At 71.1% G+C, this 21,823-nt stretch carries 13 protein-coding genes; 8 read left to right on the forward strand and 5 right to left on the reverse strand.

Annotated features, from left to right (window positions below; all coding sequences use genetic code 11):
- Nucleotides 1–233: 233 nt before the first annotated feature.
- Entirely contained in the window at nt 234–1,748 is a 1,515-nt protein-coding gene (locus ACFYW1_RS38150) for a DUF4157 domain-containing protein (protein WP_389004285.1), read from the forward strand.
- A 182-nt stretch (nt 1,749–1,930) separates the two neighbouring features.
- Here ACFYW1_RS38150 and ACFYW1_RS38155 read toward each other — a convergent pair whose 3' ends face one another.
- Entirely contained in the window at nt 1,931–2,602 is a 672-nt protein-coding gene (locus ACFYW1_RS38155; protein ID WP_389004321.1) for a MerR family transcriptional regulator, read from the reverse strand.
- A gap of 168 nt (nt 2,603–2,770) precedes the next feature.
- Between ACFYW1_RS38155 and ACFYW1_RS38160 the strand changes: the two genes are divergently transcribed.
- The 4 genes from ACFYW1_RS38160 (at nt 2,771) to ACFYW1_RS38175 (ending at nt 6,495) form a co-directional block, all read left to right on the forward strand.
- Entirely contained in the window at nt 2,771–4,345 is a 1,575-nt protein-coding gene (locus ACFYW1_RS38160; protein ID WP_389004287.1) for a flavin-containing monooxygenase, read from the forward strand.
- Nucleotides 4,342–5,325 carry an alpha/beta fold hydrolase gene (locus ACFYW1_RS38165; RefSeq protein ID WP_389004289.1) on the forward strand — a complete coding sequence of 328 codons (984 nt, stop codon included), beginning with the start codon at nt 4,342–4,344 and terminating at the stop codon, nt 5,323–5,325. The genes ACFYW1_RS38160 and ACFYW1_RS38165 overlap by 4 nt, the downstream gene beginning before the upstream one ends.
- The gene (locus ACFYW1_RS38170) at nt 5,322–6,215 is read left to right on the forward strand and encodes an SDR family oxidoreductase (RefSeq protein ID WP_389004291.1); all 894 of its coding nucleotides are present in this window, start codon (nt 5,322–5,324) and stop codon (nt 6,213–6,215) included. The genes ACFYW1_RS38165 and ACFYW1_RS38170 overlap by 4 nt, the downstream gene beginning before the upstream one ends.
- Nucleotides 6,216–6,300: 85 nt before the next feature.
- Nucleotides 6,301–6,495, forward strand: coding sequence for a hypothetical protein (locus ACFYW1_RS38175; protein ID WP_389004293.1), 195 nt, complete (start codon nt 6,301–6,303; stop codon nt 6,493–6,495).
- Between the two features lie 236 nt (nt 6,496–6,731).
- Here ACFYW1_RS38175 and ACFYW1_RS38180 read toward each other — a convergent pair whose 3' ends face one another.
- Both ACFYW1_RS38180 and ACFYW1_RS38185 read right to left on the reverse strand, forming a co-directional pair.
- Entirely contained in the window at nt 6,732–7,568 is an 837-nt protein-coding gene (locus tag ACFYW1_RS38180) for a helix-turn-helix domain-containing protein (RefSeq protein WP_389004295.1), read from the reverse strand.
- The gene (locus tag ACFYW1_RS38185) at nt 7,565–8,461 is read right to left on the reverse strand and encodes a helix-turn-helix domain-containing protein (protein ID WP_389004297.1); all 897 of its coding nucleotides are present in this window, start codon (nt 8,459–8,461) and stop codon (nt 7,565–7,567) included. The genes ACFYW1_RS38180 and ACFYW1_RS38185 overlap by 4 nt, the downstream gene beginning before the upstream one ends.
- A 396-nt stretch (nt 8,462–8,857) precedes the next feature.
- On the opposite strand from ACFYW1_RS38185, the gene ACFYW1_RS38190 reads away from it, so the two are divergent.
- Together ACFYW1_RS38190 and ACFYW1_RS38195 are read left to right on the forward strand one after the other, a co-directional pair.
- A complete protein-coding gene (locus ACFYW1_RS38190; RefSeq protein WP_389004299.1) occupies nt 8,858–10,093 on the forward strand; it encodes an AAA family ATPase in 1,236 nt (411 codons plus the stop codon).
- Nucleotides 10,094–10,111: 18 nt separating this feature from the next.
- Nucleotides 10,112–11,731 (forward strand): VWA domain-containing protein, encoded by a 1,620-nt coding sequence (locus ACFYW1_RS38195; protein ID WP_389004301.1) that lies wholly within the window; start codon nt 10,112–10,114, stop codon nt 11,729–11,731.
- A gap of 124 nt (nt 11,732–11,855) precedes the next feature.
- Here ACFYW1_RS38195 and ACFYW1_RS38200 read toward each other — a convergent pair whose 3' ends face one another.
- Complete coding sequence (locus ACFYW1_RS38200) at nt 11,856–13,118, reverse strand: NAD(P)/FAD-dependent oxidoreductase (RefSeq protein ID WP_389004303.1); 1,263 nt, start codon at nt 13,116–13,118, stop codon at nt 11,856–11,858.
- 124 nt (nt 13,119–13,242) lie between these two features.
- Nucleotides 13,243–14,448, reverse strand: coding sequence for a glycosyltransferase family 39 protein (locus ACFYW1_RS38205; protein ID WP_389004305.1), 1,206 nt, complete (start codon nt 14,446–14,448; stop codon nt 13,243–13,245).
- A gap of 303 nt (nt 14,449–14,751) precedes the next feature.
- Here ACFYW1_RS38205 and ACFYW1_RS38210 point away from each other — a divergent pair, with 303 nt between their 5' ends.
- Nucleotides 14,752–21,822: a polymorphic toxin-type HINT domain-containing protein gene (locus tag ACFYW1_RS38210; RefSeq protein WP_389004307.1), complete on the forward strand. Its 7,071-nt coding sequence runs from the start codon at nt 14,752–14,754 to the stop codon at nt 21,820–21,822.
- The last annotated feature ends 1 nt before the right edge of the window (nt 21,823 follow it).

The following is a 21,823-nucleotide window of genomic DNA, read 5'->3' on the forward strand; positions in this document are numbered from 1 at the left end:
GGGGGGGGTCGCCCCCCCGCGCGGTGGCGGGGGGTGCGCGGGGGGCGCCCCGGGGCCGGGGGGGGCCCCCGGGGCGGGGGCCCCGGGGGGCCCCGCCCCCCCCCGGGGGGGGGGCCCCCGGGCACGCCGTGTTCTGTCCGGCCGGCCGGGCCGCTCTGCCCTCCGATACCTGGTTTCGGCCCCGGGAACCTCGTATGCAGGAAGGGCCGTACTTCCGACCGAAGGAGCCCGTCGTGCGCGCCCAGGACAACGACAGGACGTCCGCCACCGCCCGGGGCCGGGTGCCGGCCCGTGCGACCCCGGCCGAGGACGCGGAGCTGCTGCCGGGTTTCTCCGCCCTGCAGAGCAGCATGGGGAACGAGGCGGTCGTGCAGCTGCTGCGCCGGGCCGGTCACGCCGGGGCGTGGGAGGAACAGCAGCACGACGGCGATGGCCACGAGCGGACGGCCGGGCATCCCCCGGTGCAGCGGTCCGCCGTCCATGACGTACTCCGGCGGAGCGGCCGGCCCCTCGACGAGGCCACCCGGGCCGACATGGGGGAGCGGTTCGGCGCCGACTTCTCCGACGTCCGGGTGCACGACGACGCGGCGGCCAGGGCGTCCGCGGCCGAGGTCGGAGCCCGCGCGTACACCTCCGGCAACCACATCGTGATCGGCGCGGGCGGTGGCGACGCCCACACCCTCGCGCACGAACTCACCCACGTCGTCCAGCAGCGGAAGGGGCCCGTCGCCGGTACGGACAACGGGGCCGGGCTGAGGGTGTCGGACCCCTCCGACCGCTTCGAGCGCGAGGCGGAGGCCAACGCGAGGCGGGTCATGAGCGGCGGCGCGACGGCGCGACGGGCCGAGCCGGCGGCCGACGCGGTGACCGGAGCCGCGGGAGGGGAGGCGGCGACGGTCCAGCGGATGCCGAAGGGCGAGTCCAGTAACCGGGGGCGGCGGGGCGGGGGGTTCAATCCGATAGGGAGGAACAAGCAGGGGAACAATCCGACCGCGGAGCAGGTGACCGAGAACGAATACGCGGTGAGGAAGCACGGAAAGTACTTTCAGGCGCCCTCGGAGGGCCGGGCGAACGAAAAGGTGAAGCACTACCTCATTCCTTGGAAGGAGGACAACCTCACCCTCGTGCTGGGAGTCAAGGGGCCCATCAGCCCCTATCCGGACCGAAGCGGCCGGCCGCAGGAAGCCTACGGTGGTGGGTTCCCGGCCCCGCCCGGCGGTACCAGCGAGATGTCCAACCAGGAAATGCGGGCCCTGCGCGGCGGTGGAGCGGGACAGGGCCCAGCGCACGGGATGCGCGACCACACGCTGGCCGCCGAGGTGGACCAGGAGCTGCTCCGGAGGTACCGCGTCCTGGAGACGGCGGAGATAACGGCCGTTCCGATCGGGGACGACAACTACCAGGTGTGGGAGGGGAATGTCTCGGCCATACCCGAGGAGGAGCGGCAGACGATTCCCACCGAGGGCAGGGAGGCGGATTCCTACCGGGAGAACGTGGGGACGTTCGAAGTGAGTCTGATCGACCTCTACCATTCCGGAATTCGCGCGGACACATCGAATGAATTGGTCCTGAACACGGTGGCCGACCTCGCGAGGGCCGTTTTCCCGGCGATATTGGGAAGCGATGAGCAGCGGGCCACCTACCTGAGTGCCGACAACTATCCCAATCAGGCGATCGCCGAACGCATCAAGTACTGGATCGGTTACTACGGAGCCTACGGCTGGCCCGCCGTGAACACCGGGGCGTGAGAGCCGCCCCGTGCCCGCCGCGCGCGCCGGGGCCGGGGACTTCGAACGGTGGATCGTGCGAACAATAGATCGTGCGAACTGGAGGGCGTACGGGGCGGTTTGATCAGGGCAGTATTCCGGCGTGCGATCAAGATCGAGGACGGGGGCCGACGGCCGGGGCTCCGCGGTGAGGGGCCCGGCCCTCAGGGGGCGGGGGCCTGAGGCTGCTCCCCGGTGCTCTCCCCGTGGCCCTCTCGGCTCTCCCGGCGCAGTCGCCGGTCCAGCGCCATGGACAGTTCGGCGTCCATCACCGCCCGTGCCAGCGGACGGAGTTGGGGCGGTTCGACCTCGTCGTTGTGTTCCCGCAGGACGCTCACGAAGAGTTCGGCGAGCGCGTCCGCGTGCTCGCGGACCCGGCGCCCCGTCGCCAGCACGGTGGCGAGTGGTACGCCCTCCCGCACCAGCTCGGACGACACCTCCAGCAGGCGGCGGCTGATGTGGACGATCTCGTCGCCGTCGGTGGCGAGGTAGCCGAGGTCGAGGGCGGTGGCGAGGTTCTCGGCGCTGGTCTCGTCCTGGAAGTAGTCCGCGAGCTGTTCGGGGGTGAGGCGGACCGGCGTCTCCTCGGTCGGCTCGCCCAGGCCCAGCACCTCGGCGACGTCCCGGCCGCTCTCGAAGGTACGGGCCAGGTCGGCGATCCCGGTGAGGGTGTGGCCGCGTTCCAGCAGGCCCGTGATGGTGCGCAGCCGGGCCAGGTGGTGGTCGTCGTACCAGGCGATGCGCCCTTCCCTGCGAGGCGGCGAGATCAGCCCGCGCTCCCGGTAGAAGCGCACGGTCCGCACGGGGATGCCGGCTTCCTTGGCCAGCTCCTCCATGCGGTATTCACGGTGCTCGCGTCCTTCAGCCACAGCCGAACCCTATGTTGTACCGCCGGTAACTTTCCCGCTCCGTACCCCTACCCATCGGTACGGAGCTGTTCTACTCTCCCAACAATGCCAGTGATTGCTGGCAGAGTCGTGTGACGTACCGCGGGAGGCGGCAGCATGGCCCAGCACGAGCACGTACGGGTGGCGGTGATCGGATCCGGATTCGGGGGCCTCGGGGCCGCGGTCCGGCTGCGCCGCGAAGGCATGACCGACTTCGTCGTCCTGGAACGGGCGGACTCCGTCGGCGGCACCTGGCGCGACAACAGCTATCCCGGCTGCGCCTGCGACGTACCGTCCCACCTCTACTCGTTCTCGTTCGCGCCCAACCCCGAGTGGCCGCGCACCTTCTCCGGGCAGAAGCACATCCGCGCCTACCTGGAGCACGTCGCCGACACCTTCGGGCTGCGCCCGCACATCCGGTTCGGCCATGAAGTAACGATCATGCGCTGGGACCGCGACGAGCTGCACTGGGTCATCGAGACGGCGAACGGGGTCACGCTCACCGCCGATGTCGTCGTCTCCGCGAGCGGTCCGCTCTCCGACCCGAAGATGCCGGACATCCCCGGCCTCGCCGACTTCCCCGGCAAGGTCTTCCACTCGGCCCGCTGGGACCACGACGCCGAACTGGCGGGCAAACGCGTCGCGATGGTCGGCACGGGCGCCTCCGCCATCCAGATAGTGCCCGCGATCCAGCCCGAGGTCGGCAGGCTGACCCTCTTCCAGCGCACCCCGCCCTGGGTCATGCCGCGCATGGACCGGAAGATCAGCGGCGCCGAGCGCTGGCTGCACCGCGCGGTCCCCGCCACCGGCACCGCCCGCCGCGGACTGCTCTGGGGCATACGGGAGTTGCAGGTCAGCGCCTTCACCAAACACCCCGGCGAGCTGGGCCTGGTCGAGAAAATAGCCAAGGCCAACATGGCGCGGTCCATCAAGGACCCGGAGCTGCGCGCCAAGCTGACCCCCTCGTACCGCATCGGCTGCAAGCGCATCCTGCTCTCCAACACGTACTATCCGGCGCTCGCGCAGCCCAACGTGGACGTGGTCGCCTCCGGCCTGGCCGAGGTGCGGGGCTCCACCGTCGTCGCCTCGGACGGTACGGAGGCCGAGGTCGACGCGATCGTCTTCGGCACCGGCTTCCACGTCACCGACATGCCGATCGCCGAGCGGGTGGTGGGCGCGGACGGCATCACGCTCGCCGAGTCCTGGAAGGACGGCGTGCAGTCGCTGCGCGGGGCGACCGTCTCGGGCTTCCCCAACTGGATGACGATCATCGGCCCCAACACCGGGCTCGGGAACTCCTCGATGATCCTGATGATCGAGTCCCAGCTGAACTACATGGCCGACTACCTGCGCCAGCTGAACGTGCTGGGCGGACGCGTCGCCCTCGACGCGCGGCCCTCGGCGCTCGGGGTGTGGAACCGCCGGGTCCAGGAGCGGATGAAGCGCACCGTGTGGAACACCGGCGGCTGCAACAGCTGGTACCTGGACGCCAACGGGCGCAACACCACGGTCTGGCCGGGCACCACCGCCGAGTTCCGCAGGCTGACGCGGTCGGTGGACCTCTCGGAGTACGAGGTCGTACGGGCGGCGAAGCAGCCGGCCGGGCCGGCCGTCGGGCGGCAGCGCGGCGCGCAGGAACCGGCCACCGGGAAGTCCGGCGGGAAGGCCGTCGCCGAGGAGGTCGCGGGATGAGCCGGCTGCTGCGGCGCGACGACGTGCCGCCGGTGCCCGCGCGCGAGCTCACCGTCCGCTCCGCCGACGGCGCCCGCATCCACGTCGAGGTGCACGGCCCGGACGGGGCCCCCGCCGTGGTCCTCGCGCACGGCTGGACGTGCAGCACCCGCTTCTGGGACGCGCAGACCAGGGCCCTCGCGGCGGACCACCGGGTCGTCGTCTACGACCAGCGGGGCCACGGCGGTTCGCCGGCGGTCGACCGCGGCGGATACGGCACCGACGCCCTCGCCGACGACCTCGAAGCGGTACTGGCCGCCACCCTCGCACCGGGGGAGAAGGCCGTGCTCGCCGGGCACTCCATGGGCGGCATGACGATCATGGCCGCCGCGCAACGTGCCGGGCTGCGCGAGCACGCCGCCGCCGTACTGCTGTGCAGCACCGGGAGTTCGCGGCTGGCCGCCGAGTCGGTCGTGGTGCCGATGCGGGCCGGAGCGGTACGGACCCGGCTGCACCGCGCGATCCTCGTGGCGTCGGCCCCGCTGGGACCGGTCACTCCGATTACCCGGCGGGTGCTCAAGTACGCCACGATGGGAGCGGGATCGGCCCCGGAGCGCGTGGAGACCTGCGCCCGGATCGTGCACGCGTGCCCGAGGAAGGCCAGGGCCGCCTGGGGACACGTGCTCGCGGACCTCGATCTCGACGCGGGCGTACGGGAGTTGCGGGTGCCCACGGCGGTGATCGCGGGCACCGCGGACCGGCTGACGCCGCTCGGGCACGCGCGGGCGATCGCGGCGGCACTGCCCCAGGGCCTGGGGCTCACCGAGCTGACGGGGATGGGACACATGACGCCGGTGGAGGCACCGGAGGCGGTCACGGAGCGGATCCGGGAACTCGTCGCCGCGTACCTCCCGGCGGGCGGGGCGACGGGAACGGACACCGCGCACCCGGACGCGGGCGCGGACACGGACGGCACGGCCGAGAAGGAGGAGGTCGCATGAGCGGCAGGCGGAGTCTCGAAGGGCAGGTCGTCGTCGTCACGGGCGCGGCGCGCGGCGTGGGCGAGCTGCTGGCCCGCAAGCTCTCGGCGCGCGGCGCGAAGCTCGCACTGGTGGGCCTGGAGCCGGACGAGCTGAAGAAGGTCTCCGAGCGGCTGCACGCGGAGAGCGACCACTGGTTCGCGGACGTCACCGACCACGAGGCGATGGCACGCGTCGCCCAGGAGGTGAAGGCGCGGTTCGGGAAGGTCGACGTCGTCGTCGCCAACGCCGGTGTCGCGGCGGGCGGTCCGTTCGTCGACTCGGACCCCGACGCGTGGCGGCGGGTCATCGAGGTCAACCTGATCGGCGGCGCGGTGACGGGGCGGGCGTTCCTGCCGGTGCTGATGGAGAGCCGCGGGTACTTCCTCCAGATCGCCTCGCTCGCCGCGATGACCCCGGCGCCGATGATGACCGCGTACTGCGCGTCCAAGTCGGGCGTGGAGGCGTTCGCCCACAGCCTGCGGGCCGAGGTCGGCTACCGCGGGGTGAAGGTCGGGGTCGGCTACCTCTCCTGGACCGACACGGACATGGTGCGGGGCGCCGACCAGGACGACGTGATGCGGGAGTTGCGGCAGCGGCTGCCCTGGCCGGCGAACCGCACCTACCCGCTGGGTCCCGCGGTCGACCGGATCGTGGCCGGCATCGAGCGCCGCTCCCCGCACGTGTACGCGCAGTGGTGGCTGCGCGGGATGCAGTCCGTGCGGGGCTACCTGCCCTCGGTGATAGGCGTCGTCGGCCAGCGCGAGGTCCGGAAGTTCGGGTCGCGGCTGGACGGCGTCAGCAAGGGACTGGTGGGCGCCGGGGGCGCGGCCGACCGGGACGCGAGGGCGGCGCGCACGCAGAGTGACTGATCGACATGCGGTGGGTGCGGAGGACTGCGAGGCTGGAGGAGGTCCTCACGGACCGTCCCCCACGCACCCACGAGGAGTGAACGGCATGGGCATCGCAGACCAGTTCAAGGACAAGGCGCAGCAGCTCGCCGACGAGGCGAAGCGGAAGATGGACGAAGGCCGGGAGGAGGGCCGCGAGCGGACGCAGGACGCGTCCGAGCGGGCCTCGGAGACGTCGCGGCAGGGCCGCGACACGGCCCGGGACACCGCGGACGACATCCGCGGGCGCCGCGACCGCTGACGCCGTTCCGCGACTGCTGACCCGGCCTCCGCGCTGACGCGTTCCGCGGCTTCGCGCATGGTTCGTGTCCGCCGCTCCGGCGAGTCGAAGGGTGCGTCCGGGAGACCGGGCGCACCTTTTCGGCATGCGTACGGCACTTGCTTCGGCCCGCGCCTCGGCATGAGTACGGCATGCGTACGGCAGGGCCGGGCGTGCCCCGGTGCCCGGACTTCCCGATGCTTTCCCGGTCCCCCGGGTCAGCCGGTGAAGCACTCGGGGCGGCTGCCCGGTACCTCCAGACAGATCCGGGTGCCCGCCCCGCTGTCGCCCGCCGCCATCGGGGTGGCCAGGTACTGCCCGGTGTCACGGCCTCCCGTGGCCGTGACCTGCTGGGTGCGCCCGGTCGGCAGGGACAGCTCGACCCGGTCGCCCGGCCGCAGCCCCGTGGTGCGCACCCACAGGGTGCGGCACAGCGCGGCGTGGCGGAGCTCCAGGCGCCGCCCGTCGGACGCGATGTGGGTGGCGAGGGTGGTGATCATTCCGGCCCCGCCGCAGCCCATGGCCACGGGGTTCTTGCCCTCGCAGCCGTCGGCCCTGCACCCGGGGTTGCGCACGGGAGGTTCCGTGACGGAGTGGGGCCGCACGCCCTCCGGCTCCGCGCCGGGGCGGGCGGTCCCGAGGAACGCGGTCCCGGCCAGCCCGGCCGCCACCACCCCGGCGACGGCCGCGGCCACCGCCCACCGCCGCACGCCCGCACGGGCGGCGGGGGCGGACGGGGTGGCGGCGAGACGTTCCGGGTCGGCCTCCGCCGGTGCGTCCGGGGACTTCGGCGCGGACACGGGCCGCGCCCGGCCGCTCCACTCGGCGTCCGCCAGTTCCCAGAGGGCCAGCAGCCGGCCGGGCGGCGTCCCGGTGAGCGCGCACAGCGCCTCGACGGCCTGGCGGGGTGCGGGCTTCTTGCCGTTGAGGTACCGCTCCCAGGACGACTTGCTGTACGGGGTACGGGCCGCCAGCGCGGCCAGGCTCAGCCCGGACCGCTCCTTGACGCCCCGCAGCTCCTCCGCCAGTTGACCGCCCACGGTGGAAGCAGTCATCTGCGCAGCTCCCTCCAGGTGTCCGGGCCGATGATGCCGTCGACGACCAGGTGGTGGGCCTGCTGGAACTTCTTCGCGGCGCCCTTGGTCCGTTCGTCGTACAGCCCGTCGAAGACGCCGGGGTCGAAGCCCTTCTCGCGCAGCAGGCACTGGGCCTCCACCACGTCGAAACCGGTGCTGTTGATGTCGAGCAGCATCTCGCGGGTGTCGCTGTGCCCCGCCCGCAGCCTGCCGTCCTTCCGCTGCACCGCGCACTCGTAGGTCTGGCCGCGCAGGTACCCCGTTCCGGCCGCCACGGGTCCGGTCTTCTTCTTCGCCGGGGCGTCGTCGTCCCACGCCCGTGCCGTCAGCAGCCCGGCCCCGAAGGACACGGCGACGGCCAGGACCACCGCGGCGACCAGCCACCCCAACGGCACCGTGCGGCCCGGCCGCCGGGACTCCGGCTGCCGCTGTTCCGGTATCGGCTCCGGTTCCGGCTTTGGTTCCGGCTCCGGCCCGGGAGCAGCGGCCGAGGCCGTCTCCCGTTCCTGCTCGGGCTCCGGCTCCGCTTCCCGGGCGGGTTCGAGGGGCCGCGCGGACTTGGGCGACGCCGACGGGGCATCGTCCGTGGACCCGGCCGCGGTCGCCCTGGGACGGGACCGCTCGGCGACGTCGTACAGCACGAGCAGACGCGTCGGCTCCGTGCCGCAGACCCGGGCCAGTTCCTCGACGGCCTTGCGCGGTACGGGCTTCTTCCCGTTCAGGTACCGCTCCCACGAGGAACGGCTGTAACTGGTCCGGCCCGCCAGCGCGGCCAGGCTCAGATCGCTGTGGTCCTTCAGCCTGCGCAGTTGGACGAGCAGTTGGCGTTCGCTGCTGGAGATCTCTGCGGGCAGCTCTTTCCATCGCGGCATGCGGCTTCCCCCCGATGCTTTCCGGCCGATGCCATAAATAGTGAGGCATAGGGGCCACACAGAAGAAGTCGTGGCGTGTCGGCCATGGAGCATCGTCCCACGACTGCGCCCGGGGAAGACACGTCCCAGCAGGTCAGAGCAGGAAACGTCCCACGCCGACCCAGATCGTCCAGCAGGTCTGGCCCTGCGGAAGTTGGCGCATCAGAGTCGTTGTCGAGCCCGGGTCCGGGCTGCTGCCGGAGGCCGGTGCGAAGAAGGACGGGGGTCTACTTCGTACCGGCCGGTCGGCCACGCGACCGGGTCCGGGAACCTGCCGTGCCCCGGGTTATCTTGCTCGGGCACGGGGCCGTTCCCACGAACGGGCCGACAGGGCGTCCCGGGCAGGGAGTCGATCACATGGACGCACAGGACACGCGGGACGGCCGCGACGAGCAGGACGCGCGGGACGCGCAGGACACGGCCGGGCGGCTGCGGGCCATCGGCGACGAACTGTCGGACCGCTTCTACGAGCGTGCCGACGTGGTGCGGACGCTGCTGGTGGCGCTGCTGGCCGGACAGCACTCGCTGGTGCTCGGCCCGCCCGGAACGGCGAAGTCCGAGATGGCCCGGGAGCTGACGGGCCGGATCGAGGGGGCGTCCTACTGGGAGATCCTCCTGTCGAAGTTCACCGCGCCGACGAGGATCTTCGGCCCCGTGGACGTCGCCGCGCTGGCCCGGGGCGAGTACCGCCAGATTTACGACGGCCGCGCCACCACCGCGCACATCGCGTTCATCGACGAGATCTTCAAGTGCTCGACGGCGGCGCTGAACGAGACGCTGGGCTACCTCAACGAGCGGATCTACCACCCCGAGAGCGGCGGCGCCCCGATCCATTGCCCCCTGATCGGGGCGATCACGGCGAGCAACGAACTGCCCGGCGGGGAGGATTCGGCCGCGATCTACGACCGGCTGCTGGTACGGATCGAGGTCGGCTACCTGACGGACCCGTCGAACTTCGCCGCGCTGATCCGTTCCGCCGTCGGCCGCCCGGAGGCACCGGCCCGGACCACCGTCGAACTGGCCGCACTGCAGCACGCCGTGACCGCGTCCGTCCCGGCCGTCGACGTCCCCGACCCGATCGTGGACGCGGTGTGCACGCTGCGGGCCGCCCTGCGCCGCAAGGAACTCGTCGCCTCCGACCGCCGCTGGCGGCAGGCGGTGGGCCTGCTCCAGGCGTCCGCGTACCTGGACGGCCGCCCGGCGGTCTCCGAGTCCGACCTGGCGGTGCTGACCCACGTGCTGTGGGATTCCCCCGCCCAGCGCCCGACCGTCGAGCGGGAGGTGCTGCACCTGGTCAACCCCGACGCCAAGGAGGCGCTCGACCTGTCCGACGTCATCGACGAGCTGGAGACCCAACTCGACGCCATGGCCGGACAGTCCCGCGAGGCGCTGAGCGACTGGGTCATCAAGAACGCCCACAACAAGCTCGCCAGGTCGGGGAGGCGGCTGGAGGAACTGCGCGGGGAAGCGGCGGCGGCCGGCCGCTCCACCACCGCCATCGACCGGGTCATCGGCCGTCGGCGCGCCCTTCGCACCCGCGTCCTCACCGAGGCCCTCGGCATGGACGCGAGCACGGTGCAGGCCGAACTCTGAGAGGCGGGGGCGAGGACCATGGACGGCTTGCCGGGCAGGCTCGACGAGCTGAGGCTCCGCGCCGGGAAGCGGCCGGCCCCGCCCGCCGCGCCCCCCGAGCGGCACACCGCAGCCGTGATCGCGGACCGGTTCGAGCGGATCGTCTGGCGCGACACCTGCGACCGGTCGGCCGGACTGCGCGAGCTGGCACGGGAGTTGAGCGGGCTCCACGCGTACGCCACCGAGCTCCTGGCCGATGTGTTCCTGGCCGCCCACCAGCCCGTCCCGAGGCTGCGCGACCCGGCGGAGATGGACCCCTCCCGGCTGGTCGGCCACCGGATCGTCGCCGCGCTGATGGAGTCGCCGGACTTCGCCGAGCTGCGCCGGGAGACCACCGGCGACGCCTACGCCGCAGCCATGGCCGTGCTCGCCCAGGCCACCGAACTGCGCCGGCTGCTGGAATGCTCCCAGGACGCCCGGCGACGGGCCGAGCGGGCGGGAAGGGCCCGGCAGGACGCCGAGGACGCGGCGGACGCCGTGGGCGAGGCGCTGCGATGGGCCGCCGACGCGGCCGACGGGGACGGCACCGTGCCCGCCCCGGCCGCCGACGCCGTCCGCCGGGCGGTCGAGGCCGCCGAGATCACCGGGGCCGCCGCCCGGCAGGCCGCCCGGGACGCCGAACAGGCCCTCGCGGCGGCGGCCCCCGCCGTCCGGACCGCCGCACGGAAGGCCACGGCACGGGCCGCCGGGACCGTGCGGGAGGAGGCGGCGCTGATGCGGGCGTGGGGCGTCACCCCCGGCGAGCTGGAACGCATGCCGTTCGACCGGCGCGCCCGGCTCGCCGAGCGGCTGCGCACCGGCCGGCTCGCCCGATGGGCCGAACTGATCGGCCGCTTCCGGCAGATGGCCGAGGGCGAACGCGCCCGCAAGGTGGAGAACACCGCCGGGGAACTGGTCGGCGTCACCCTCGGCGACGACCTCACCCGCATCGTCCCCTCCGAACTGGCCGACCTCGCCCTGCCCGGACTGCGCGCGGTGTTCGCCGCCCGCTACGCCGCCGGGGAGCTGATGCTCCACGACAGCCGGGGCGAACAGGGCACCGGCAAGGGAGCCGTCGTCGCGTGCGTGGACACCTCGCACTCCATGTACGAGACGGGCCCCGGCGGAGTCCCCCGCGAGGCGTGGGCCAAGGCGTGCGCACTGGCCCTGCTGGACCAGGCCCGCCACGCCCGGCGCGACTTCGTCGGCATCCTGTTCTCCGCCGCCGACCGGCTCCGGGTCTTCCGCTTCCCGGCCGACGGGCCCGCCGACATCGACCGGGTCGTCGACTTCGCGGAGTCCTTCCTCGGCGGCGGCACCAGCTACCAGGCGCCCCTGAGCGCGGCGGCCGACCTGCTGGCGGAGGAGTTCGACGACACCGCCCGCGCACGCGGCGACATCGTGCTGCTCACCGACGACGAGTGCGACGTCACCGAGGAGTGGACGCGCGGCTGGAACGAGGCCAGGAACCGGCTGGGCTTCCGCGTCTTCGGCATCGCCGTCGACGCCCCGCCCGCCGCCGAGGAGGGCTCGGTCCTGGACGCCCTGTGCGACAACCTCCGCGCCGTCGAGGACCTCACCGACGTCCACGCCGCCGCCGACCTCTTCCGCGTGATCTGACGGGCCGGTCGCGACGGCCCGTGCGGCACAGCTGCGGAACGGCCTCTCACACGGGCGGGACCCCGTGTTTGCGGGACGGCGGGAGCCACGCGCGACCGGCCCGGGGGAGTGCGCGAGAGCGCCGTCAGCGGTGCCTGGCGTTGATGACCAGGGCCCTGAACACCGCCGACGGGCTCAGGAAGTGCCGCGGACCGACCAGGCGGGCCGCGAACAGGTACATGTGCCGGGCCATCGACACGTCGCGCGCCGCCGCCGAGAACATCAGCCGTTCCCCGGGGTTGAACGGGCGGGACCTGGCGTAGTCGACGGCCAGGCGCTGGTGGCCGCTCAGCCGGCGCCGGTGGGTGCGGGCGTACGCCGCGAGCGACCTGTCGAGGTCGTCGTCGCTCCGGCCGGCCGCGGCCGGGGCGACCGCCTCCGTCAGCCACTTCGCGGACTGCAGGGCCCACCCGCACCCCACGCCCCACAGGGGATCGCCGGTCAGGGCGGCGTCGCCGATGAGCGCGATGCCCGGGGCGGTCGGCCTGCGGCTGTGGAGCGGGTAGTCGACCGTGCCGATGAACTTCGTGACGCGCTCGGCGGAGTCGACGGGCGGTGCGTCGGGCAGGGCGCGGACGAAGTCGAGGAAGCTGCCCTCCGGGTCCGCCCTGAAGGCCGGCAGCCGCTTCTTGTCCGGAAGCACGGCGAGGACCGTCACCCCGTCGTCGTTCGGGAACGCGTACGCCATGTCGGGTTCGAGGAACCAGGTCTGTCCGATCCCGCCGTGCAGCGGGAGGCCGCGGAAGTGCGCCAGGTAGCCGAACCGCGCGTTCTCGTACTGCTTGGCGGGTATCCCGGCGGACTTCGCCACGGCCGAGTCCTTGCCGTCGGCGCCGATCACCAGCCGGGCCCGGATCTCGCGCTCGCCCCGCGGCGTCGCCGCCCGCACCCCCACCGTCCGCCCGGCCTCCCGGACCAGCCCGGTCACGCGGTGGCCGGTGAGCAGTTCGACGCCGGGGGTCTGCGCCGCGCGGGCCCTGATCAACGGGTCGAGGGTGCTGCGCCGCACGTTGTACCCGTGCGGCAGCTCGGGTCCCGGGTACGCGGCATGCGGCTCGATCCAGCCCCAACGGGTGTACCAGCGGGCATCGTTGCGGACGGCCCCGGCCTTTTCGAGCTCGGGTACGAGGCCGAGCTCGTCCAGCACCGGACGGGCGTTGGCCGTGATGGAGTGGGTGCACAGCACCTTGTACGCCTCGGGGTCCGAGCGGCGCTCCAGCAGCGCGACGCGGACACCGCGCCGGGCGAGCAGGATCGCGGCGGCGCTGCCGGCGAGACCGGAGCCGCTGATGACGACGTCGTAGTCGTGCCCCGCGCCGCCGGGCCTCGTGCCCTCGCTCTTCGTCATGCGCCGATCGCCCCTTCGGTTCGTGCCGGTCGCGGGAGTGGAGCGGAAGTGCTGCGGTGCCCCTTCTGTCAGGCACATGTCGAAGTGTAGGGAGTCGAAGAGCTGAAGAGCCGGTGATCGGGTGTCACGGAGGCCCGGAACCGAGCAGGGTGAAGGCCCCGTACGCCCCCGACGCGAGCGCCGCCGCACCCACCACGGCCGCCGCCGGGACCGTCCGCCACCGGGCGCCCGCCAGGGCCACCGCGGCGGGCAGCAGCAGCGGGAACGCGGGCATCATCAGCCGGGGCCTGGAGCCGAAGTAGCCGGACCCGATCAGCGAGATCACGACCACCAGGACGCAGTAGGCGATCACGGGCAGCGGCTGGCGCGGCCGTTGCCGTACGCACAGCCACACCACCCAGAAGAGGAAGGCGAAGGCCGCGCACAGGCCGAGCCCGGCGAAGACGTCGCGGCCGAACTGTTCGCCCACGAACGCGGCCAGCGCCGCCCCTCCGTCGATCCGGTTGTTCCAGCCCGCCTGGACGTCGAAGTACGCGAACGGGTGCCCCTCGCGCACGGCCACGAAGACGGTGTACGCCAGCCAGCCCAGCGGGGCCAGGCACGCGCCCGCCACCATCCGCCGGTGCCTCCGCAGCGGTACGCCCTCGCGCCGCGCGGTCACCAGCCGCCACAGCGCGGTGAGGCCGATCGCCGCGATCAGCGCGACCGCGACCGGCCGCGTCAGCCCGGCGCCGGCGCACAGCACCCCCGCCGTGATCCACCGGTCGGTCAGGACGGCGTACAGCGCCCAGGCCGCCAGCGCCGTGAACAGCGTCTCGGTGTACGCCATGGACTGCACGAACGCCGTCGGGTACACCCCCCACAGCACGGCCAGCAGCGTGCCCGCCCGCCGCCCGTGCAGCCGCGTGCCCACGGCGAAGATGCCCCAGGCGGCGACGAGCGAGGAGAGCCACGACACCACCAGCCCCGCCCCGGCCGTGCCGAGCGGCGGGACCAGGCCGGCCAGCCCCCGCTCCAGCGCCGGCAGCAGCGGGAAGAAGGCCAGGTCCGAGTGGAGGGACCCGTCCGGGAGCCGGACCTCGTAGCCGTACCCGTGCTCGGCGATCCGCTGGTACCAGACGGAGTCCCAGCGCCCCGTGAGCCGGTGCATCCCGTCCTTGCCGGTGGCGGCGGCGCCGATCAGCAGAATCGCGACGCCGACGAACCGCACGGCGACGTAGCCCAGCAGCGCGGGCGCGGCGAGCCGGAGCGAGACCGCCGACGGACCGGACACGGAATCCGGCCGGGGGGCGGCAGCCCGGGGGAGGGGCACGTCCTTGATCTCGGGCATGCCGGAAGTATCGCGCGTCGGCGATCGCCGCCCGGCAGCGGCTCCGGCTCCGGTTTCGGTGGTTCTGCCCTCGCGATGGCATCGAGCAGGCCGTTTTCCTCCCTCCTTCCGGCTTCTCGCAGCGCTGTTGTGGATGCTCGGTGCTGGCGCGATCTCATCTCTATTCAGTTCAGTGGTGACAGTTTGTGTGTAGCTTGTGACCGCTTGCATGGGAAGTGTGGGTGTCGTGGGTCATTCGTGACTCATGAGGGGGCCCTGGGGAGGGACGGCGTGCGCATGCGCGGCGAACGGTTCGGAACAGGTGTGTCCACACGGTGGCGAGCGATCACGGTGGGGGTGCTGGGGCTGGCCCTGTCGGTCGGGCTGGTGCCCGCGGAGGCGGCTCCGTCCGATCCCTCGTCGGCAGCGGCCACACGGACTCGGGGCGGCACCCTCGACGACTCGACGCCCGTCGGCAGCCCGGCGGGGCCGACCGCGCCCGCGGCCGCCGAGCCGACCACGGACAACGCGGTGTACGCCTACGACGCGGCATCCCGCCTCGTCGGTGTCACGGACCCGGACGGCGAGACCGCCCGCTACCGCTACGACGCGGCGGGCAACCGCCTCGGTGTGGACCGTTTCGCGTCGAGCTCCCTGTCGGTTCTCTCCCTGGTTCCTGTTCGTGCCGCGTCGGGCGAGAGCGTCACCCTTTCCGGCACGGGGTTCTCGGCAACGGCGGCCTCCAACACGGTCTCGTTCGGAACGAAGACCGCTGCGGTCACGTCGGCGTCGGCCACCCGGCTGGTGGTGACCGTTCCCGAAGGCGCGGCCAAGGGCCCGGTCTCGGTAGCGGTCGGCAGCGGCAGCGCAACGTCGACGGAGACCTTCACCCCGGCGCAGGGCAAGCCCGTCGTCACCTCGTATGCGCCGACCTCCGGGCCGCCGGGGACGGAAGTGGTGCTCTCCGGGTCCGATTTCGCGTCCGCGGCGACGGACAACGTCGTCCGCTTCAACGGCGGCAGGATCGCAGAGGTCGTCGAACGCACCGACACGGCTCTGACGGTGAAGGTCCCCGCAGGCGCCAAGGCGGGGCGGATCACGGTCGAGACCCCTGACGGTCAGGAGGTGGCTCCCGACTACTTCGATGTTCCCCTGGAGGGAAACGAGTTCGAGACAACTGTTGGTACGTCGCCGACCGATGAGAATCCGCCGTCGGTCTCGATCTCGGCCTCCGACAAAAGAGCCCGGGTGCTGATCGATGCCGATGCGGGCGACTTGCTGAGCTTCCACCTCTCCGGCTTGACGTTCAAGGGCGACCTGCGGTTGCGGATGGTCTCTCCCCAGGATGTCGAGCTCGACGACGTCCGGGTGAGTCCCGGCAAGCTCTTCGACTGGGATCTCACCGACCTGCCGGTCTCCGGAACGTATTCCCTGGTCATCGAGCCGTACAGCTCAAGCACGGGGCCGGGGACCATCACGGTCACCGCATCTCTGCCCCTGGAGGCCGACCAGCTCTCGCCGACCGACGCGACGCCTGCCGAGGTCAGCCTCAACAGGCCGGGGCAGAGGGCGCGAGCCGCCTTCGAGGCCCAGAAGGGCGACGACCTTTCGATCGGTGCGCTCGACAGCGCCTTCACCGGCGCGGCCATTGTCACGGTGCAGATGCCGTCCGGGGAGACTGTCGGCTTGGGAGGGACCTACGTTCCCTCCGGAGCTTCCGCAACAGTCGAGTTGGAGAACCTGCCGGAGACGGGAACCTACACCGCCACCGTCAACCCCGACCCGGGGGTCACAGGAACACTGAGGCTTCTGCTGTCGGCAGACATCAAGGTCTCCCTTTCACCGGACGCGGCATCCGTACCGGTGGTGGCGCGACGTGGGCAACGGGTGCGAGCGGAGTTCACCGCCCCGTCCGGCGGAATCGTGGGACTCGGCCTCACCGACGTGACCATCCCGATGAATTCGTCCCTCCAGGCACAGGCCGCCGACGGGAATCTCGTCGGAGGGTACGGAACCGTCATCGCGAACAGTGGCGGCAGTCTGCACCTGAACGGCCTGACCCCTGGAGACGAATACACAGCGGTGCTCCAGACGTATGCGGCCTCCGCTGGATCGATGAAGTTCTGGCTCTCGACTCCGGTGACAGCCGCGCCCCTCACCACCAGCAGCCCCAGCACACAAACGGAACTGACACGGCCGGGGCAGCAGCTCATCATTCCCGTCCTTGCCGCGGACAGCAGTGGGATCTCGGTCGTCCTGTCCGGACCGAACGCGATGCAGGGCGGCAACATCGCAAGAGTCACCCCCGACGGCCAGGTCGTGAACGGCGCCGGATACATCGGTGGAACATCGGGAGAGGCCGGAGTGGCTCTTCCCACGCCCCTGCCCGAGGGAACACATCTGCTTCTGGTCCAGCCCTTGCGTACGACCGCGGGCACTGTGACCGCAACGAGGGTGGCCGGGGTGAACGCCGGAACACTGACGCTGGGTGGTGCCAAGCAGACGGCGACGGTCTCCCAGCCGTACGTGCACGCCTACTTCACCTTCACAGTCGAGTCGGAGAACGGGGCCGAACCCGATCTTGAGATCGAGGCACCGTCACCGTTCGACTGGATCGCGGAGCTGATCGATTCATCAGGGAAACAACGAGGCTTTGCATACCTGCCCAAAACAGCCCCCTCGGCGTCCTTCGGCTACTTGGACCCGGGCACGTACACCTTGGTGATCGAGCCGCTAGGCCCGGCGACCGGTCAGATCACTCTCGGTCTCAAGGACGGATCCGCCGCTGCGGCGAGCGGTGGTGGCGACACGAGCAAGGCGGGGATCGTTCCCGTGGGGGCGGACGCCTGGCAGCCGGGCAAGCAGCAGAAGGCAGGCCGGGACTGGGTGACAGGCCGCGGCGACGGGCCGAAAGCGCCCCGGAAACTTCGTGCGCCCCCGGGCAGGACGGCGTTGACCGGTCACGTGCTGAAGCTGGACGGGAAACCCCTCGCGAAGGTCACCGTCTCCGTCGGCGACAAGACGGCCAGAACCGATTCCCGCGGCAGGTTCTTGCTGGCCGGCATCAGTCCCGACGCGAAGACCCTGGTGGTCGACGGCTCGACGGCCAACACGAGAAAGCGGCAGTACGGCCGCTTCGACATCCACATCGGCCCGAAGCGCGGCCAGAGCGTCGACCTCGGATTTCCGGTCTGGATGACGCCCCTCGACACCAGGAACACGGTGAGCTTCGCCGCCCCGGCGAAGTCCGACGTCGTGCTGAGGACCCCGAAGATTCCCGGGCTCGAAGTCCGCATCCCCAAGGGTTCGGTGGTCCGGGACGAGAAGGGCAAGCCGGTCACGGAGCTGGGGATCACCGCCATACCCATCGACCGGCCGCCGTTCCCGCTGCCCGAGAACAGCGTCGTGCCGGTGTACTTCACCGTGCAGCCGGGTGGCACGTACGTCTTTCCCAAGGGCGCGCAGGTCATCTATCCGAACTACACACGCGAAGCCCCCGGCACCCGCGTGGAGTTCATGGACTACGACCCGAAGAAGAAGGGCTGGTACGTCTACGGGCACGGGAAGGTGTCCGAGGACGGCCGCCAGGTCGTGCCCGACGCCAAGACACGGGTCTGGGCCTTTCACGGCGCGATGTTCAACATCCCCGACTGGCTTCCCTGGGACCTGCCATGGGTGAAGGACGCCTTCGACTGGCTGTCCGGCGACCCCGTCGACCTGTCCACCGGAATGCTCACCGACTCGCGTACCGACCTGGCCGTGTCCGACTCCCGTGGTTCGGCGGAGATCACCCGGACCTACTGGCAGGGCGACACACGGACCCGTGCCTTCGGCATCGGGCGCGACCTCTCCTACAACGTCTTCCTGCACTCGAAGAAACAGTACGAACAGGTCGACCTGTATCTGCCCGGCGGTCAGTCGGTGCCCTTCGTACGCACCTCGCCCGGGACGGGCTACTCCGACGCGGTCTTCGAACCCGTCGGAACCCCGTCCGGATACCACGGCACGAAGATCGTGTGGGGCGGTGACAGGGCGTGGCACATGAAGTTCCGTGACGGCACCACCTGGATCTTCCCCCAGTACGCGCCCCTGAAGGAGATACGCGACCGGCACGGCAACGCCGTGCAGCTGACGCGAGCCGGCGACAAGGGCGAGATCACGCAGATCTCCACCCCCGGCGGCCGCTGGATCTCCCTCGCCTACGACACCCAGAAGCGCGTCACATCGGTCCGGGACAATGCGGGCCGCACGACCGAGTACACCTACGACACCACCGGCCGCCTGGCCACCGTCAAGGACCCGGCAGGCAAGATCAGCCGCTACACGTACGACGGCACGTCCAACCGCATCAAGACAGCGGTGGACGCCCGCGGCATCACCTACATGTCCAATGTCTACGAGAGCGGGCGGGTCAAGGAGCAGACGCTCACCGAAGGTGCCAAGTACACCTTCGCGTACACGCTGACCGGCGCGGGCAAGGTGACCTCCACAACGGTCACGCAGCCCGGCGGCTCCCTGAGGCGGGTCGAATTCGACGCCGACGGCTACGGAGTCAAGGACACCCGGGCACACGGCAGCACCCTGGCCCGCACCACCCAGTACCACCGGGGGCCCCGCCACCGGGTGGACGCGGTCACCGACCCGTACGGCCGTCGCACCGAATTCACCTACGACGCCAACGGATACGTCACCCGCACCACCGAGCTCGCGGGTACGCCACAGGCACGCCAGTCCGGCACCGCGGTCTACGACGGTCCGTACGACCAGCCCACCGCCCTCACCGATCCGCTGGGCAACACCACCACCCTCGGCTACGACGCCGTGGGCGACCTGCGGAAGGTGACCGACCCCGAAAAAAGGGAAACCACTCTCACCTACACCTCCGACGGGCAGGTGAAGACGGTGACCGACGCCTCCGAGGCGGTGACCGAGTACACCTACCTGAACGGCGAGATGGTGTCGGTCAAGGACGCGGAGGGCCGCACCAGTGGCCAGTTCCTCGACGCGGCGGGACGGCCGTCCGCTCTGACCGACGCGGCAGGATCCCGCACGACGCTCACGTACGACTCCCTCAACCAGACCCGCAGGATCACCGATCCGCTCGGCCAGGTCACCGCTCTGGACTACGACGAGAACGGCAACCTGACCACCCTCACCGACGCCCGCCAGAACGCCACCGTCTGGGCGTACGACAACGCGGACCGGGCCAAGTCGGCGACGGACCCGCTCGGAGCACAGGCGCTGTTCGCCTATGACGCCGCAGGCAACCTGGCGAAGGTGACCAGCCGCTCGGGCCAGGTCGCCACCACCGAGTACGACCTGCTGGGACGGGCGAAGAACACCAAATACGGCGTGAACGTGGCCGGCACGGCCGAGTCCACCGTCACCTACGCCTACGACGCGGTCGACCTGCCGAAGACGATCACGGACACCCAGGCGGGGACACAGACCCTCGGATACGACGAGTACGACCGGACGAAGACGGTCACCGGACCCACCGGCACGGTCTCCTACGTCTACGACGCGGCGGATCGACGCAAGGAGATGACCGTAGCCGGGAAGACCACGCTCTACGGCTACGACACCTCGAGCATCCTCACCTCCGTCACCTCCGGCGACCAGAGGGTCACCTTCGGCCTGGACGCGGTGGGCCGCGAGAAGACCGCCGCACTGCCGGGCGGGATCACCCGTACCACCACCCTGGACAAGACAGGCACCATCAAGAACATCGGCTACACCAAGGGCGCGGCCGACATCGGTGACCTCTCCTACGCAAGGGATGTACGCGGTCTCCAGACCGGCCTGTCCGGCACTCTCGCCTCGGTGGCGCTTCCGGCGGCAGAGACGGGCGCGGTGTTCGGGAAGGACAACCGGCTCACCACCTTCAACGGCCGCTCCTTCACCTACGACGCGGACGGCCGGCTCAAGACCGACGGGAAACGCACCTACACCTGGAACGCCCGCGGCCAGCTGGCCGGACTCACTGCCACCGGCGGGGCTTCGAGCCTGTTCACGTACGACGCACTGGGCACACGCGCCACCACAACCCTCGGCGACACCACCAAGAAGTTCCTGACCGACGGCTCCAACCCGCTGGTGGAACAGGACGCCACAGGAGGCGAAACGGCCACGGTCGCGACGTCCGGTCTGGACGAGTACCTGACCCGCACCGAGAACAACGCGACGCAGATCTACCTCACCGACGCGCTGGGCACGGTCGTCGGCCTGGCCGACACCGACGGCACGGTCACCACCCGCTACACCTACGACCCCAATGGCCAGTCCACGACCTCGGGCGTCGCGTCCTCCAACCCCTACACCTTCACCGGACGCGAGTCCGACGGAACGGGGCTCCTGTACTACCGCAACCGCTACTACGACCCCGAGACCGGCCGCTTCATTTCCCAGGACCCGATCGGTCACGCGGGCGGCACCAACCTCTACCAGTACGCGCTCAGTTCACCCACCACCTACACCGACCCCTCGGGCAACAGCCCACTGCTCGCGGGCTGTGTCTTCGGCGGTCTCTCCGAAGCCGGCCTCGACTGGCTCGGCCAACGCCTGTCGGGCCGCAAGGTCGACTGGGGCCAGGTCGGCACCTCCGCGGCCATGGGCTGCGCGATCGGCATGCTCGGCGCCGCGGGCGCGACCAAGTGGGCATCTCTCGGTAAGTGCCGCAAGGCCGGCAACAGCTTCACCTCGGACACCCCCGTTCTCCTCGCGGACGGCACCCGCAAACCGATCAAGGACGTTCGGATCGGCGACGAGATCCTGGCCACCGACCCCGAAACCGGCGAAACCGGACCCCGCACTGTCACCGCCCTCATCGAAGGGAACGGGGAGAAACAACTCGTCGACCTCACCCTCGATACCGGCAAGGCGCGCAACGCGAAGACCAGCGACATCACCACCACTGAGGGCCACCCCTTCTGGGTCCCCGAACTCCACCAGTGGGTGGAGGCAGGAAACCTCAAGGTCGGCCAATGGCTCCGGACGAGCTCCGGCACCTGGGTCCAGATCAGCGATGCTAAGTACCGGGTCCAGTCAACGAAGGTCTACAACCTCACCGTTGATGACCTGCATACGTACTATGTGCTGGCGGGCGAGACACCGGTTCTAGTTCACAATGCAGGCTGCGATGAGTGGGCTGCTAAGAATGCGGCCAAGAACGGCGGCGACATCTTCACATTCCACGGTCCGGGTGGGAAAAGGCTCCCCATGGGCCCGTATCGACCCAAGGGGCCTGGCACTCCAGAACTCGATGAGAGTTGGTTTCATCACACTGTGGTGGTCAGGGACGGGAAAGTCTACGACCAATGGGCGCCGAGGGGAATTAGTGTTGACGAATTCAAGAAACGCTTCGACTATGGAGACGACATTGATTTTGGATTCTAGC

This window comes from Streptomyces sp. NPDC002669 (assembly GCF_042889165.1).
GTDB lineage: Bacteria > Actinomycetota > Actinomycetes > Streptomycetales > Streptomycetaceae > Streptomyces.

Bases quoted from the DNA above. Each gene is read 5' to 3' on its own strand.
- ACFYW1_RS38190 (WP_389004299.1), top strand. From the start codon at position 8,858: ATGGACGCACAGGACACGCGGGACGGCCGCGACGAGCAGGACGCGCGG.
- ACFYW1_RS38165 (WP_389004289.1), top strand. From the start codon at position 4,342: ATGAGCCGGCTGCTGCGGCGCGACGACGTGCCGCCGGTGCCCGCGCGC.
- ACFYW1_RS38175 (WP_389004293.1), top strand. From the start codon at position 6,301: ATGGGCATCGCAGACCAGTTCAAGGACAAGGCGCAGCAGCTCGCCGAC.
- ACFYW1_RS38155 (WP_389004321.1), bottom strand. From the start codon at position 2,602: ATGGAGGAGCTGGCCAAGGAAGCCGGCATCCCCGTGCGGACCGTGCGC.
- ACFYW1_RS38205 (WP_389004305.1), bottom strand. From the start codon at position 14,448: ATGCCCGAGATCAAGGACGTGCCCCTCCCCCGGGCTGCCGCCCCCCGG.
- ACFYW1_RS38170 (WP_389004291.1), top strand. From the start codon at position 5,322: ATGAGCGGCAGGCGGAGTCTCGAAGGGCAGGTCGTCGTCGTCACGGGC.
- ACFYW1_RS38180 (WP_389004295.1), bottom strand. From the start codon at position 7,568: ATGACTGCTTCCACCGTGGGCGGTCAACTGGCGGAGGAGCTGCGGGGC.
- ACFYW1_RS38195 (WP_389004301.1), top strand. From the start codon at position 10,112: ATGGACGGCTTGCCGGGCAGGCTCGACGAGCTGAGGCTCCGCGCCGGG.
- ACFYW1_RS38160 (WP_389004287.1), top strand. From the start codon at position 2,771: ATGGCCCAGCACGAGCACGTACGGGTGGCGGTGATCGGATCCGGATTC.
- ACFYW1_RS38200 (WP_389004303.1), bottom strand. From the start codon at position 13,118: ATGACGAAGAGCGAGGGCACGAGGCCCGGCGGCGCGGGGCACGACTAC.
- ACFYW1_RS38185 (WP_389004297.1), bottom strand. From the start codon at position 8,461: ATGCCGCGATGGAAAGAGCTGCCCGCAGAGATCTCCAGCAGCGAACGC.